The sequence below is a fragment of the uncultured Succiniclasticum sp. genome, from assembly GCF_902793885.1.
Lineage (GTDB): Bacteria > Bacillota > Negativicutes > Acidaminococcales > Acidaminococcaceae > Succiniclasticum.
The window spans coordinates 1-15,307 of sequence record NZ_CADBFF010000036.1; the positions used below are offsets into that span (position 1 = coordinate 1).

The 15,307-nt window shown below is 49.0% G+C and carries 10 protein-coding genes; 2 read left to right on the forward strand and 8 right to left on the reverse strand.

Annotated elements, in window-relative coordinates:
• Positions 1-607: 607 nt before the first annotated feature.
• The 3 genes from QZV31_RS12165 to QZV31_RS12175 form a co-directional block, all read right to left on the reverse strand.
• Entirely contained in the window at positions 608-2,023 is a 1,416-nt protein-coding gene (locus QZV31_RS12165) for an SLC13 family permease (RefSeq protein ID WP_295361060.1), read from the reverse strand.
• A gap of 176 nt (positions 2,024-2,199) precedes the next feature.
• Entirely contained in the window at positions 2,200-2,454 is a 255-nt protein-coding gene (locus tag QZV31_RS12170; protein WP_093730759.1) for a Nif11 family protein, read from the reverse strand.
• Positions 2,455-2,638: 184 nt separating this feature from the next.
• Positions 2,639-5,116: a PAS domain-containing hybrid sensor histidine kinase/response regulator gene (locus tag QZV31_RS12175; protein WP_295361064.1), complete on the reverse strand. Its 2,478-nt coding sequence runs from the start codon at positions 5,114-5,116 to the stop codon at positions 2,639-2,641.
• 356 nt (positions 5,117-5,472) lie between these two features.
• Here QZV31_RS12175 and QZV31_RS12180 point away from each other — a divergent pair, with 356 nt between their 5' ends.
• Positions 5,473-6,798: a citrate synthase gene (locus QZV31_RS12180; protein ID WP_295361066.1), complete on the forward strand. Its 1,326-nt coding sequence runs from the start codon at positions 5,473-5,475 to the stop codon at positions 6,796-6,798.
• Between the two features lie 158 nt (positions 6,799-6,956).
• On the opposite strand, the gene QZV31_RS12185 is transcribed toward QZV31_RS12180, so the two are convergent.
• Complete coding sequence (locus QZV31_RS12185; RefSeq protein WP_295361069.1) at positions 6,957-7,568, reverse strand: hypothetical protein; 612 nt, start codon at positions 7,566-7,568, stop codon at positions 6,957-6,959.
• An 85-nt stretch (positions 7,569-7,653) separates the two neighbouring features.
• On the opposite strand from QZV31_RS12185, the gene QZV31_RS12190 reads away from it, so the two are divergent.
• Positions 7,654-9,045, forward strand: coding sequence for a Na+/H+ antiporter NhaC family protein (locus QZV31_RS12190; RefSeq protein ID WP_295361071.1), 1,392 nt, complete (start codon positions 7,654-7,656; stop codon positions 9,043-9,045).
• Between the two features lie 114 nt (positions 9,046-9,159).
• On the opposite strand, the gene QZV31_RS12195 is transcribed toward QZV31_RS12190, so the two are convergent.
• The 4 genes from QZV31_RS12195 to QZV31_RS12210 all read right to left on the reverse strand — a co-directional run bounded on the left by QZV31_RS12195 (position 9,160) and on the right by QZV31_RS12210 (position 15,136).
• Entirely contained in the window at positions 9,160-9,777 is a 618-nt protein-coding gene (locus QZV31_RS12195; protein ID WP_295361074.1) for a nucleoside deaminase, read from the reverse strand.
• 151 nt (positions 9,778-9,928) lie between these two features.
• Positions 9,929-10,921: a WYL domain-containing protein gene (locus tag QZV31_RS12200; RefSeq protein WP_295361076.1), complete on the reverse strand. Its 993-nt coding sequence runs from the start codon at positions 10,919-10,921 to the stop codon at positions 9,929-9,931.
• Positions 10,922-11,009: 88 nt separating this feature from the next.
• The gene (locus tag QZV31_RS12205) at positions 11,010-11,531 is read right to left on the reverse strand and encodes a GNAT family N-acetyltransferase (protein WP_295361078.1); all 522 of its coding nucleotides are present in this window, start codon (positions 11,529-11,531) and stop codon (positions 11,010-11,012) included.
• Between the two features lie 332 nt (positions 11,532-11,863).
• Positions 11,864-15,136, reverse strand: coding sequence for a response regulator (locus tag QZV31_RS12210; RefSeq protein WP_295361079.1), 3,273 nt, complete (start codon positions 15,134-15,136; stop codon positions 11,864-11,866).
• Between the last annotated feature and the right edge of the window lie 171 nt (positions 15,137-15,307).

The following is a 15,307-nucleotide window of genomic DNA, read 5'->3' on the forward strand; positions in this document are numbered from 1 at the left end:
TTAACAGAAACGGCGCCGACAAAAGCAATGATACCCAGTGAAACGATCATTGCGCAAACTGCAAGCAAAGTAACTTTAGTTCGCATAGAATTCACCGGTAATTACCTCCCTATATCATAATCACGATTCTACATTTCCTGACCCTCTTTTACCCCTTTGGGCATCCGGGTAAACTCCGGCCGCTTGTCCCCGGATATCCCGGAGCAGGCGCCCACGCACAAATCTTCCCGTCCCCAAATGAGAGTTTGGCGCTTTCTCCATTTTTTACTTTATACTATGTACTATTATACCACAATTTGTCGAAAGCGGATACAAAAATATAGTGTGTCCTGCTCTCGGGCAGACGCGGCACTGCGCTCAACTACAAAGTAGTTGGCGAAGCCATGTCTTCCATGCGCTGCTGTGCATGCATTGATGATGACTGGAAAGCTGAAATTGAAGAAGATGCAGCGGTGCGGGGCGAATAAATCTTAGCTGCAAAACGTGGATGCTTTCTCAAGCATCCCTGAATTTTATTGGGTTTTAGCGCCAAGAAAAACCTCTGCTTATCGTTCCACGGCTGTTGAATCATTTACTCTACAAAATTGAAATCCGCCATACAATAGTTTTAAAATCTTGAGAAAAATGGTACATAGTTTATGCAGAACCAGCCCAAAGCCGTTACCAGGAGTACATTGAGAATGGTCAGCCGCAGGCCCTTGCGGATTTGAAGCCCGGCGTCCAGTCCGTAAGATACCGGAATCGCACGGGTAGAAACCGGCAGAACATATGCACAGTTCACCGCCACTACTGTAAGTAACATATAGGGCACCGGGTTCAGTCCGATAGCCTGGGTAATGCTGATGACGACCGGCAGCGCGATAGAAGCGGCTGCCGTATTGCTGGACAGTTCCGTAAGAAAACAGCCAAACGCTGCAAACAGCGCAACGGTTCCCAGTCCGCCGGAAGGCCCGCTTGACGCAATTAAAGCCGTCAACTGCTTTACCGCCCCGGTTTCAATCAGCATGCGTCCCAGGGCCATGCCGCTGGCAAAGAGGAACATCATGCCCCACATAACATGGCTCTCCGCATATTTCCAGTCCATCATCACTTCGTCATTCTCATCACGCAGCACAAACATCAGAAGGCCTAACGTAAGAAATGAATAGGCAGGTTTCAACCCGGGCAACACTTCCGCATAAAGAGGACGGAGGAATGCCAGCATCGTAGCCAACACAAATAATGTCAGCCCTATCTTTTCGCCCCGCTTCAGCGGTCCAAACTCTTCGTTCAGCTTTTTAAAATAGGAAGCAGATCCGTTTAAATCCTGTGTAGTGCGATTGATCTGCCAGAGAAAGAACAGATTTAAAAGAAAAACCAGAAACAGAATCGGTACGAACCGCAACACCCAGTCCACATACATGAATTCATGTCCCGTAAGCTGCTCCAAGTAGGCAATGGCCACCAGATTTGCCGCGCCTCCGATGGGAGAACCGAAGCCGCCGATGCCGCTGCCCCAGCCAATTGCCAGCAGAATCGGCGCGGATTGCCGAACATCCGGTTCTTCCCCTCCGTTCACAAACTTCAGCATGGCTGCCGCAATGGGGCAAAGAATCGCCGCTACCACCACGTTAGGCAGAAAGACGGAGAGAACTACAGAAGCTCCCAGCCACGCTACAATCTGCTGCCGCATGGACGTGCCGATACCGCATAACGCTTTCACGGCCACACGCCGATCCAGACCGGTACGGCTCCATGTCAGACAAATCAGGTCAGCCCCCAGCAGCAGCACTACGATTTCCGAAAAATAATTACTGATTACGTGCCCGCTGGGAATCAGATTCAATACTGCATTGACGGCAATCGGCAACAGCGCCGTCACCGCAATTCCCACCGGACGGAATACCCACCACAGCGCCATCCAGGCCGCCATTCCCAGAGCGCTTGCCGCCGCGCTGCCAAACGACTGCGCTGCAAGCCGCAGCAGTAAAAATGCCAGCGGCCCTGACAACAATGAAAAATTCCGTTTCATATCCGAATTCATAAAAACCGCCTCCAAAGCGTTACGGAAATACTAATTCCTTCGTCTCTATATTGTCTGTTTCTTTCTAAGACCATCAAATCAAAACAGCCGTGGATGTTGAAGTTCCACAGCTGTTGAATCATTTTCTGTTAAAAATGAGGATTTGTCAGTGTGAATACGAATGAATCAATGTTTTCTTACCCATTCATAAATTCCACATAATCACCACATACGGACCGGCAATCTGTATAGCAGAAGCCGCCACCCGCTACATTTTTCAGCGTGTTGGCATCAAGCTCAACGTCGACCAGCTCCGCCATAAACGCTTCGGCTTCTTCCCGGGTCAGTTCAAAACCGCCGGTCTTTGCCAGCGCAATCAGTTCGTCAGCATTCTTGCATTGCATTGCTTTTGCAACCATTTCTTTTGTGATTTCGTTTTTGTTAATCGACATTGTAGGATCCTCCTCTAACAGTTATCTGTAAAAATCCTTTTATTATTATATACAAGACAGGTTCATCAAAATTGACGCTGATGGAAAATATTTTTTGATTATATCATATGGCAGGATTTTCATAAAGTCAAAAAGCTGCGTCGCATGGCTCACAGCAAGGTTGCAATGTAATGACAAGCCGGTCTCAGCTTGTGCGCTTCTCTGACTGATCGTGTAAAAGACTTTCTAACGTTTTAAACAATACATCCGGTTCTACCGGTTTACACAGGTGCGCATTCATTCCTGCCTGCATACTGTGTTGTACATCCTCATCAAAGGCATCTGCCGTTAACGCTATGACAGGGATACTCTTTGCATCAGACCGGTTCATAGCCCTGATCCTCCGGGTCGCCTCCAGTCCGTCCATTTCAGGCATCCGCAAATCCATCAGAATCGCATCGTAATAACCCTCTTCATGTTTCGCAAACATTTCTACGGCAAAACGCCCATTTTCCGCGTGATCCACCTGTATCTCACGCATGGAGAGCACCATCATCATGATTTCGGCGTTTACTGCGACATCTTCCGCCAATAATACTCTGCGGCCTTTGAGATCCGTCGTCTCCTGGACAAGTTTCGTATTCTTCTTTTCGAAAGCCTTCCTGAACTCATCAAGCACCACCCCGGAAAAAAGCGGTTTGGCAACAAATGTGTCAACGCCGGCCTCTCTGGCTTCCTCCACAATTTCATCCCAACTATATGAAGTAAGTATGATCACCGGCGTTTCGTTGCCCACAGCAGCCCGAATTTGACGCGTCGTTTCCAGTCCGTCCATATCAGGCATGCGCAAATCCATCAGAATCAGGTTATAGGGCTCCCGTCTGGCATAGCGTACTTTCACCATCTGTAAGCCTTCTGCTCCGGACAATGCCTTTTCACAATTCACGCCCACCTGCCCTAACACAAGCTGCGCATGTTCACAGGCGATCGGATCATCATCGATCACCAATACGCACAGTTCATGGGTATGCAGAACAGTTTCCGCTTCCCCGTCGTTTTGGTGGTCGCAGTCGGTCAGCGTAACCGTGACAGTAAACGTCGTTCCTTTATTCTTTTCGCTCTCTACGGAAACCGTTCCGTTCATCAGCTCAATAATATTCTTGGTTATGGCCATACCTAAACCGGTGCTGCCGTAGCGGCTTGCTCTGGACGAATCCTCCTGACTGAACGCGTCGAACAGCTTGGGAAGAAACTCCTGACTCATCCCAATACCTGTATCGCTGATGATAAAGCGCAACGTGGACTTTCCATTGAATCGTGCAATGGATTCCACAACGAATGTAACGGTACCCCCGGACGGTGTAAACTTGACCGCATTTCCGAGGATATTGATCATAACCTGCCGCAACTTCATGTCGTCGCCAATATAATAATCGCAGACCGGGCCGTTCACACGGCATTCATACGCAAGGCCTTTGTCCCTGCACTGTCCGCTGATAATCGTATTGACCTGGGTCAACAGTTTTGCTAACGAAAACTCTTCATTTTTCACAACCATATGTCCGGATTCGACGCGGCTCATGTCAAGAATGTCATTGATTATGCTGAGAAGATGCTGAGCCGATATCCCCATTTTCTCAAGGTGCTCCCGCGTCGTTTCAGAAATGCCGGGGTCATTCAATGCGATTCGGTCCAGTCCGATGATCGCATTCATCGGTGTCCGGATTTCATGGCTCATATTGGACAGAAACGCAGTCTTTGCCTTGTTTGCCTTGTTGGCCTCTTCCAGCGCAACACTCAGCGATTCCCGCTGTTCCGCCAGTTCCCGCATCATTTCCTTTTGTTCTGTGATATCCAGGAAAACGCCTACATAGGTTATGGGGGTACCGTCAGGGCGGCGTGTGGGTTTGCCGACAGCCCGGTACCAGCGGTACCCTCTGTTTTTCGTCCGCAGACGGTACTCCACGTCATAGGTCTTTTGACCGGTATAGTCGGAAATCGTTTCATTATACGCCTTCAGTACGCGCTCCCTGTCATCAGGATGCAGCAGGTTGGACCAGGATTCGAGTACATCCGGAAAGTCCTCCACGTCTTGATACCCGAGCATCCTCCGGAATTCGTCGCTCCAGTAGACCCGGGACATCACGCCTTTTTCATCAAAATCCATCGTCCATTTGCCGGATCCGAGCATTTCATGAATGGTATTAAGGGACGCAGATTCGTTTTGCAGCTGTGCGTAAAGCGTATCCAGTTCCTTCTCCCGGCTTATTTCGATCGTCACGCCCCTGAACTTCAGTGGCTTCCCCTCCGCGTCCCGGTACAGTATCCCTTTGCTGCGAAACCACCGGGTCGAGCCATCCTTTCTGCGGAAGCGGAATTCATAGCCTTTTTTGCACATGATGTCTTCATTAAATGCATTGACGGTCGTATCACCGATAAAAACCTCCCGGTCTTCCGGGTGAATGCCCCGCACAAATGATTCGATTTCATCCGGAAAGTCACTCCGGTCACTATAGCCCATCAGCCTGCGGAAACCGTCGCCCCACTGCACGGACGCCACAGAACCGTCAGGCGCATAGTTGACAACCCAGCTTCCCGCCTTTGTCAAATCGGTAAGAAGACGGTTTGTTACGGACAGTTCTTCTATGATGAGCCTGTCTTTCTCATCGTTTATCCCGCTCATAAATGACTCCCTTCATCCGGACCTGCTTATCCGGATCCCGTCTGATGCCTATTACAATACGATGATTACTTTCTCTCATCCTTATGGCTTGTTAGAATACGAAAACTCATTTATATAAACACCGTTCGGTAATCGTTTTTCAAAGTGATATCCATTGTCCTTTTTCCGCTGAACGTACTTTATTTTAATTATAACAAAACAGCCACAGAAAATAAACACCGTGTCTGTTGAACTAAATCGAAATTTTGTGTGGTTTTCTTTTTTGTAAAAGCAAAAGAGCAGGGACTTGCTTGCATTTAACTACTTATTTGTTATAATCATACTAAAGAATGCAACCGGATTGAGGAGGTTTTAACGTGAGTTTAATCGAAAGTTTTGTGCAAAACCATGTTGACCTTTTAAAGCGTAACGACTATATCGATCCCTCGCTTTATAAAGAATACGGCGTGAAAAGCGGATTGCGCAACGAAGATGGCAAAGGAGTCCTTGCGGGACTTACGAACATTTCCCAGATAATCTCGGAAAAAAATGTTGATGGTAAGAAACAGCCCTGCGACGGCGAACTTTGGTATCGCGGGCACAGGATCAACGAGCTGATTGAAGATCTCGGAGACGAACTCGGCTTTGAGAAAATTGCTTACCTTCTGATCATGGGCGTACTCCCCGACGACAAGGAACTGGCCGAATTTAAAACCGTGTTGGGCGAGGCGCGGACATTGCCTGCCAACTTCACACGCGATATTATCATGGAAGCTCCCACCGGCGACATTATGAAATCCATGATGCGAAGCATCCTTGCCTATTCCTACTACGACCACAACGTACTTGATAACAGTGTGGGCAATTCGCTGCGTCAGTGCCTCGAAATGATCAGCACCTTTCCGCAGTTCGCTGCGTATGCGTACCACTCGTACAATCACTACAAAAAAGGCGGCAGCATGTATATCCACCTGCCCGACCCGAGCCTTTCCGCGGCGGAAAATCTGCTAAGCCTCCTGCGTCCCGACAGGAAATATACGCCCCTTGAGGCTAAAATTCTTGATACCGCTCTGATTTTGCATATGGAACACGGCGGCGGGAACAATTCGTCCTTCACGGCCCGCGTCGTAACTTCGGCAGGTTCGGATACCTATTCGACGATGACGGCGGCCATGGCCTCGTTGAAAGGCTCGCGTCACGGCGGCGCGAACCTGCGGTTTATAAGTATGATGAGCGACATTCGCGAACACGTCAGAGACTGGTATGACCGCGATGAAGTGGCCGCTTACATTCAAAAAATCGTCAATAAGGAAGCCTTCGACAGGACGGGACTGATTTACGGTATAGGACACGCGGTTTATACGATCTCCGATCCGCGGAAAATTATCCTCAAGGACTATCTTCGGCAGCTTGTCCGCGAAAAGGGCTGTTTCGACGATGAACTGGCTCTTCTCGAAAATATGGAGGCCGTGGCGCCCGGAATTATTGCCAAAGCCCGGAATCTGCCGCAACCGCCCGATCCCAACATCGATTTTTACAGCGGCGCCCTCTATTATATGCTCGATGTACCGCCGTCGCTCTTTATAGCGTTTTTTGCCATCGCGCGTATCGTCGGCTGGTCAGCACACCGGCTGGAAGAGTTAATCACTTCCAACAAAATCATTCGTCCCGCTTATAAGTCTGTTATGAAGACAGAAGCCTAAGAAAAACCAACATGCCGCAGTCAGGATTTAATTCCCGGCTGCGGCGTTTTAATGCGGAATGCAACCTGTCGTTACGGGTGTAAAAAGGCTCGTACCTTTTCACAGAATTATCTGTAACAGGACCGCTCCATGAGCATTGCATGACCAGCCCTTTCTATTTACTTCCACTCTTCATGGCGCTCACCCTTGTCGTCAAACCAGATATGCTTGTCGCGCCGGCTTTTATCCGGATAAATCCAGAAAATATTAATATGCCGCCAGCCTTTTGCATCGTAGGTCGTGACGCTTTCCCGGTAAAGAGTTTGTCCGTTAATGACTACGTACCCGTATTCCTTACCATATTGCTTCCCGTCCTTATCATACCACACAAGCTCTGTATCTTTGTCGCCGCGGGGCGTGAAAAACGTATACTCTTTATGAAAAATCCCCTTTTCATCATACCAGTACCGTATCCGGGATTTTGCCGACAGCGCCGCCGAAATCGTATGTTCGCTTGTTCTTTCAGAAGACGTGATTATTTCATGCTTGTTCCCTTCCCTGTCATACCAGTAATGCATCACAACCTCGACCTGTCTGGAGAGCCGACCTCTCTCGTCCTTGGCATAGTGGTGGGAGTTATGCTGCTCATGAAAAATTCCGTCCTTATCATACCAGTACTTTGGAGAATAGCCTGCCTCCGCCGCAAATCCCATGCAGAGGCACCCTGCAAAGAATACCGCCGCGATGATAAAACCCGTAAGCTTTTTCAGAAAATTTTTTCCTACTTTCATAGTTGGTCACCTCCGCCATTCGGTTTCACTTGTAAAAATAGAAGGATAATGGTATGATAGGCACATTGCAAAGCAGATAAATCTATTGCAAATTCTATTCACAGAAAGAAGAAATACTATGTACACACCGGAACAAAACACCAAAGTCAGCGGCAGCGCCCTGCTGCCGTTTGCAGTTTTTATCGTCATCTACCTGGGCGCAGGTCTCATCCAACAGGCCCGGGGAGTGCAGATGGCCTTCTACCAGTTCCCGTCGGTAACGGCTATGTTCTTTGCGGTCATCACCTCTTTCGCCATGACCCGGGAGCCCTTCAACAAAAGCATACACATCTTTTCCCGGGGCGCGTCCAAAGAAGATGTTATCACGATGCTGCTCATCTACGTACTGGCAGGCGCATTTTCTGCCGTAGCCGGCGCCATGGGCGGGCGTGATGCCACGGTCAACCTGGGGCTTTCCGTCATTGCACCACAGTACCTGACAACCGGCATGTTCATTATCTCCGCTTTCATGGGCACCGCTACCGGCACCTCCATGGGAACCATTGGAGCGATCGTGCCGATCGCGGCAGGCCTGGCCGATAAGGGTGGGCTTTCCATGCCCCTGATGGTTGGCGCCTGTATCGGGGGCGCCATGTTCGGCGACAACCTTTCCATGATTTCCGACACCACCATCGCAGCCACCAAAAGCCAGGGCTGCGAAATGAAGGATAAATTCCGCCTCAACTTTTATATCGCCTTGCCTGCAGCCGTCCTTACCATGCTCATTCTGCTGTTCATCGGGCGTCCGGAACACGCGGTGAACATCGCCGGTCTGGCCTTTGACCCGCTGAAAGTATTGCCTTACCTGGCCGTTCTGCTCATGGCCCTCTTGGGAATGAACGTCTTCCTCGTACTGACCTGTGGCATCTTTCTGTCCGGCATAATCGGCATGCTGACAGGCAGCATCGATCTTTTCATCTTTGCCCAGAACATCTGGAAGGGCTTCACCAGTATGGACGAAGTGTTCTTCCTGACCCTGTTCTGCGCAGGCATGTCCGAACTGGTGATGCATAACGGCGGCCTGGCCTGGCTGGTGCAAAAACTGCAGACCATGATGAAAGGCGCCCGTTCCGCACAGCTTGGCATCGCGGCGCTGGTATCCCTGACCGACTGCGCTACCGCCAACAACACCGTAGCCATCGTCATCAGCGGAAACGTGGCCAAAGAAGTCAGCCGCGCCTACCGGGTTGATCCAAGAAAAACCGCATCCCTTTTAGACATTTTCTCCTGCATCGTGCAGGGCTTTTTGCCTTACGGGGCTCAGATGCTCAGCGCCACGGCGCTGGTCAACGCCTACTACGGAACCGGCGAAGTAACCTCCCTGGACTTCATCCCCTACGTGTGGTACTGCTGGCTGTTGCTCCTCTTCGGCCTGCTGTCCATATTCTTTCCCTTTGCGGACGGAGTGATTCGCAAAAAACCGTGGAACTGGGAGTAACAGGACTCATTATGAAAAAAATCAATCTTCCATTTTGCAGGTTATTTCTATACATAAACAGCGACAAGCATATGTACAACCGTAAAAATACCGGCACTTGCAGCAGCCTCCGCTTTACCGCTGCGGCTGATAGATCGTTCCACCCTTCTCCATATAGTTTCTAAGCGCCTGCTCGCCTAACTCCCGCTCAATGTTTCCGTACACGGTGATACCACGCTTCTTAAACTCTTCCAGCCATCCGGGTTTGAAGCCTTCATCAAACCCCGTGATCCTTTCCACGGATTCGGAAGGCACGCCGTAATAGACTTCCCTTATGCCCGACCACATAATACCGCCCATACACATGGAACAAGGTTCAGAAGTTGTGTAGAGCTTCAGGTTAAACGGGCCCAGGTCATAGGTACCCAGCTTTTCCTCCGCCACCCTTATGGCATTCATCTCCGCATGATTATGGGAACACTTGTCCAGCGCAACCGTATTGGGCATCTTTGCGACCAGATTCCCCTCCGCATCATAGATTGAAGCCAAAAAAGGACCGTTTCCCCGCTCCGAAAGATCCTCCAATTCATGCTGCAGCGCCGCTATAATCCGCCGGGCCCTGTTGATCTTTGCCGCATCAGGTTTTTCGTTGGAAACGATATCAGAAGACGCAAACGTGGAAACAGGCAGCGACATCAGACCTATACACAGAACACCCGCGTTACGAATCAACCTGCTGATTTTCATTTTCATGTCGGCGATTCTCCTTTCTAAATTACATTTTTGCTGATTTTATTTTTGCTGAATTATTTTCATTTTTATCTTGACTATAACGGAAAATGGCAATGTTTCCTTTTTGTATTATTCTGCCAACTTTTACAATTCCAGCAGACTATAGCAGGCCTCACCCGTCTTCATACATCCTGCTTATCTGCTGGATTTCCTCTTTCATGCGCCGGACGACGCTATCCGGCCCTATGATCCGTACGCCTTTTCCTAGCGCCATGATCCAACCCAGGAACTGATTGCTGACCGCTACGTTCACAATCGTGCGGAAGTGGGTTTCATCCACCTTCTTGACAGGCATATCCTTACCAAACCGGTCAATCAGGACCCCCACCATCCCGTTCTCCGCCTCCAGCGTGACCTGTATCTCTTCACCGCCGTACATACCGAACAGGCTCTTAGTGTACCGGGGCATGTTGAAAGCCTTGAACTGTTCCTTCCCTTCCCGTTTCCTGTTAACCAGCGAAATACGAAGCATCTTGTCCACCCGGTAGTGCTTGATCTTCTCGTCTTCCGCATCATAGCCTACCAGATAATAATTCTCGTCGTCCCACATCAGGCCGCAGGGACTCACCTGATACCACGCGCCGCCCTTCCGGAGCTCCATCTCTTTTTTTAAGTTCCACTGGAAGTACTTGAACTTGATCTGACTGCCCGTACCGATGGCTTCATGCAGTTTATCTACATTAAAATAAATACTTTCGTTCATGGCCTTGACACGCCCGGAGATGATGACCTGCCGCTGGAGCTGCCTCGCCTCATACTTGCTGACCATGCCCTCCAGTTTCCGGATCAGCGCATTGGATTTCTTGTCCGTGATGAACTTGGCTGACTGCACGGAATCCACCAACAGTTTGAGTTCCGGCAGTTCAAAGTCACGGTTGCCGATGTGGTAATAGTAGCTGCGCTGCATCTGTACGCCGATGATATCCACCCCGAAATCACGCAACAGTTCAAAGTCCTGGTACAGCGTCTTCCGTTCCGCGTTCACCCCGTAGGCGTGCAGTTTGTCCACGATCTGCGACAGCGTAAGCGCATGCTGGTCATCCGTATCCTCAGTAAAAATCTTAACGAGATACAACAGCTTCAGCTTCTGGTTATTGATTGCCATCCGAAGTCACCTCCATATAATAGAAGCACGGAGATATCTTTGTAATCCAGTATATCACGGTTTGAGGTTTCGTAGAGAAAAAGGGGGTTCAATTCTTCTGATGTTCTCCAATTATTTTCTCCATCCAGATCATATTATACCAGCGGTTGAATTTATATCCGCAGTTATGGAACCGGCCAACCTTAGTATAACCGAGATGACTGTGAAAATACTCGCTGCTCCTGGTCAGATATTCATCCTCGGTGACGGGATCCGCTATACAGGCGTACAAGTTCAGAATGCCCGACTTTTTTAACGCAGTCTCAAGCGCCTCGTAAAGCATTCGGCCGTAACCGCGTCCTTTTGCATGTCGTTCAACATAAATGGAAACCTCACAGCAATGGTCATACGCGGCCCTGTTTTTAAAAACACCGGCATACGCATACCCCAGAATAACTCCCTTCTCTTCCAAAACGAGATAAGGATATCTTTCCAGCGTGCGGACGATTCGCCCCTGAAACTCATCCAGCGACGGCACGTCAAGCTCAAACGAGATTGCAGTGTTTTTTACATAGTAAGAATAGATTGCAAGAATTTTTTCAGCGTCTTCTTTTACAGCGTTACGAATCATAATTACCGCCTTGTCTTTCAAAATCATAGCAAGATTTGTATGCGTAACTCCAATTCTCTTTCATTTCAGTTAGGTTTATGAATTGAGCGTCAGGTATGTTGATTCAGGCGTTATTCAGTTTTCAAAGAGCAATATCATTTTCATTTTGAATTATAACAGATTTACGGAGCGGTATTATCCGAAATTTAGGATATGTAAGGTATTTTAAACTTTTTAAATAAAAACTAAAATTTTAATTTTCTTTAACGATTCATTTATTCTTAATATCTACCCGCAACAAAACAGCCGTGGAAATGAAATCCCACAGCTGTTTTTATTCAGTTCTTATCTGTTCAGCTCAGCAGATTCTTCAATGTTTCAAGCATCGCCGGGATATCATACGGCTTTGCCAGATGTCCGTTCATTCCGGCTTCCAACGCATTCTTCCGGTCTTCCTCAAATGCATTCGCCGTGACGGCAACGATTGGGACCGCTGCTTTTTGCTTATCCTCCAGCGCACGGATCTGCTTGGATGCTTCATAACCGTCCATATTAGGCATCTGGATATCCATCAGGATGACGTCGTAGTATCCGGCCGGCGCGGCTTTCACTTTCTGTACGGCCTCCGCCCCATCGCCGACAATTTCAACATGGAAACCGTTTTCGGTCAGGATAGCCTCCGCGATCATCTGGTTCAATTCATTGTCTTCTGCCAGCAACACGCGCTTCCCGGAAAAATCGGACGCGGCTTCCTGTTGTTTTTGTTCCGGCTGCTCCTGGGTTGTCATAAACGGTTTTGCAAGCACGCTTCGTAATTCAGACATAAACAACGGCTTAGAGCAGAACGCTGTCACCCCTGCTTCTCTTGCCTCTTCTTCAATATCCGCCCAGTCGTATGCTGTCAGGATGATTATGGGTGCGCTGTCGCCAATCACCCTGCGAATTCTTCGCACCGTTTCTATGCCGTTCAGATCCGGCATGAGCCAGTCGATAATATAGACGCGGAACTCATCCGCCTGATCCATGGCTTCCTTTGCGCGGACCACGGCTTCTTTTCCGTAGTTTGTCCAGTCGGGCCTCATGCCGATTTCCCGCAACATGGAACAAACAGAAAGACACGTGTTAGTATCGTCATCTGCCACAAGCGCGCGAAGACCATTCAGTTCGGGCAACGGTTCAAACTTGGCGGAAACGCCGCTGATTTTACAGGGCAGATTCACAATGAATTCGCTCCCTTTGCCTTCTTCCGAATGAACGGTCACCACGCCGCCCATCATATCGACAATACTTTTGGTGATGGCCATGCCCAGCCCGGTTCCCTGGATTCCGCTGACAGTGCTGGTTTTTTCACGAGTGAATGCTTCAAAGATTGTCTTCTGAAATTCTTCACTCATACCAATGCCGTTATCCTTGATCCGGAATTCAAAGTTGGCAAGATTTGCGGCAGGAGACGGCTTCTCGATAACCCGGAAGCTGATCGTACCGCCTGCAGGCGTGAACTTGATTGCGTTGGACAGAATGTTCAGCAGCACCTGATTCAGGCGGAGCTTATCAGTGATAATATCCTCATGGGTTACGTCCTGTGTATCGATGAACAAATCCAGCTGCTTTGATGCTATATTGGATTGAATGATCGTCCGCAGGTCATGGATTACATCAGGCAGATGGACATCAGCTTCCTCAATGGTAACTTTGCCGCTTTCGATACGGCTCATATCCAGCACATCGTTGATCAGCGACAGGAGATGCTGGCTGGACACAGAGATTTTTCCAAGATAATCCTGTACCTGTTCTTTATTATCAATATGGGACGCGGCCAATGCCGTAAAGCCTACGATGGCATTCATGGGCGTGCGGATATCATGAGACATGTTGTTGAGGAAAACGGTCTTGGCACGATTCGCATGCTCCGCTACAACCAATGCTTCCGAAAGCGCCTTCTGGCTCTCTGCCAGCTCGTTGTTTTTTTCCTCAAGCGTGACGCGGGCCGCTTCCTTTTCTTTGATTTCTTCTTTGGAGCGTCTTATATCCCGGAAAAGCAGAAAAACAAGGAGGGCAGCAATAGTAAGAAGGATTGGAGCGACTACAGCCATATGATCCGCAAGCGCATCCTTGAAACTGTAGGAATACAGTCCTCCGGTATATCGGAACGAAATATTCTGCGCATAATCTTTGCCCAGCACATTGACGCCGCGGTTCAGCAGTTTCAACAGCCCTTCGTTGCCAATCTCTACGCCGAAGCAATGGGCGTCGTTATAGCTCGACTGGCGAAGGAACAGACCTTCATACTGCCGGTTCCGAAGGATGTCGTTCGCCCGCAGACCGTCCAACGTAACACATCCTGCTTTACCGGCAAGCACTGCGGAAAGGCAATCCTCGCTTGACGGATAGAACGTGATTTTGGCTTTCGGATAATTTGTCCGGACAAAGTAAAACTGCATACGGTTGTTTTGATTCACGGCAAAGTGTTCGGTAGTTTTTTCAGTGAAATCCCCTTTGTAGACCAATGCAGCCGTTGATGAAGAGACCGGATTTGACAGGTAGATTCCATTTTCTTCCGAGTAATACAGCCCGCCGCCAACGGGAAATGCCACGTCAATCCTGCCTGCGATGATGGCAGCGATCATCTCATCGTAACTCTTGTAACCGTCGTACGTTACGGAGATGTTCTGCAAGCCCAGCGTCTTTAACATAGCAGGGATGAAATCTTTGACGATACCTGTCACTTTCCCCTGCTCATCGGTGTTACTGTAAGGCAGATAATGATCCAGATAACCAACATGAAGTGTGGTATGCGTACGTATCCAATTCCGTTCTGTCTGTGAAAAGGCCCGCGCCGTAACACTGGCCGAATAATACTTCTCCTTCAGAGAGTTCAGGTAATTGGGCTCCTCGGCAGCCAGCAGCGACTGTGCGGAATTTAACTGAGCCAACAGGTCCGGCCGTTTTTTATTGACACACAGATAATAATCCGATGTACCGAAAACAGTCAGCACCTCCGCATGCGCCCGCCCCCGGGCTCCATCGCTCTCGACAGCGAGAACATCCACCTCCTGAGAATCAAAGGCTCGGAATAAAAGCGTATGCTCGGGAAACGTAATAATTTTTGCAGTCACGTGATGGTCGTCAAGGTACTTCTTCAGGACGCCGACCATAGCGCTGTCCAATACACCGATTGTGTGTCCGTTCAGTGTTTCAGGATTAGCGTTGATCGTAGCGTCTGCGTCATGCTTAATGAGATAATAGGACTCGCTGCCCATAACGCCGTCCGGATAACCGACCAGTGCAGCGCGTTCTTCACGCCAGGCAAGACCGGCCAGCAGATCGATCTCACCCTCCAGGAGCATCTGATACAGGTCTCCGTAACCGCCGTACACATATTCGTACTTCCAGCCCGTGTATTCAGAAAGTTTGCGGTAATACTCGTAAGCGTAGCCGGTCTTAACCGCACCTTGCTTAGCGCCTTCCTGAAACACTTCGTTCTCGTAATAACCTACTCTGACTGTTTTTGTTCCGCTGCCGGCGCAAGTAATGGCAGGAAAACCTGCGGCTATGATAAAAAACGCACATACAAGGGCAATGATTCCCTGCGCAAACGCCCTGTATTTATTATTTGTTAGATTCATTTTCACTGATTTGCCTCCTTATCAGCGTACCTTCTCTTTACTTATTATAACAAAACAGCCGTGGAAAATAAATTGATATGCTCCCTCTATGAGAGACAGTGAAAAAATAAACTGTTAATCATAGGGGGAGTTTTGTTATGTCACACAAGGTGAAGTTAGAAGCAGAGGAAA

Excerpts from the sequence above, each read along its gene's own strand:
- QZV31_RS12185 (WP_295361069.1), bottom strand. The coding sequence starts at position 7,568 with ATGAAAGTAGGAAAAAATTTTCTGAAAAAGCTTACGGGTTTTATCATC.
- QZV31_RS12200 (WP_295361076.1), bottom strand. The coding sequence starts at position 10,921 with ATGGCAATCAATAACCAGAAGCTGAAGCTGTTGTATCTCGTTAAGATT.
- QZV31_RS12165 (WP_295361060.1), bottom strand. The coding sequence starts at position 2,023 with ATGAATTCGGATATGAAACGGAATTTTTCATTGTTGTCAGGGCCGCTG.
- QZV31_RS12195 (WP_295361074.1), bottom strand. The coding sequence starts at position 9,777 with ATGAAAATGAAAATCAGCAGGTTGATTCGTAACGCGGGTGTTCTGTGT.
- QZV31_RS12170 (WP_093730759.1), bottom strand. The coding sequence starts at position 2,454 with ATGTCGATTAACAAAAACGAAATCACAAAAGAAATGGTTGCAAAAGCA.
- QZV31_RS12205 (WP_295361078.1), bottom strand. The coding sequence starts at position 11,531 with ATGATTCGTAACGCTGTAAAAGAAGACGCTGAAAAAATTCTTGCAATC.
- QZV31_RS12175 (WP_295361064.1), bottom strand. The coding sequence starts at position 5,116 with ATGAGCGGGATAAACGATGAGAAAGACAGGCTCATCATAGAAGAACTG.
- QZV31_RS12210 (WP_295361079.1), bottom strand. The coding sequence starts at position 15,136 with ATGAATCTAACAAATAATAAATACAGGGCGTTTGCGCAGGGAATCATT.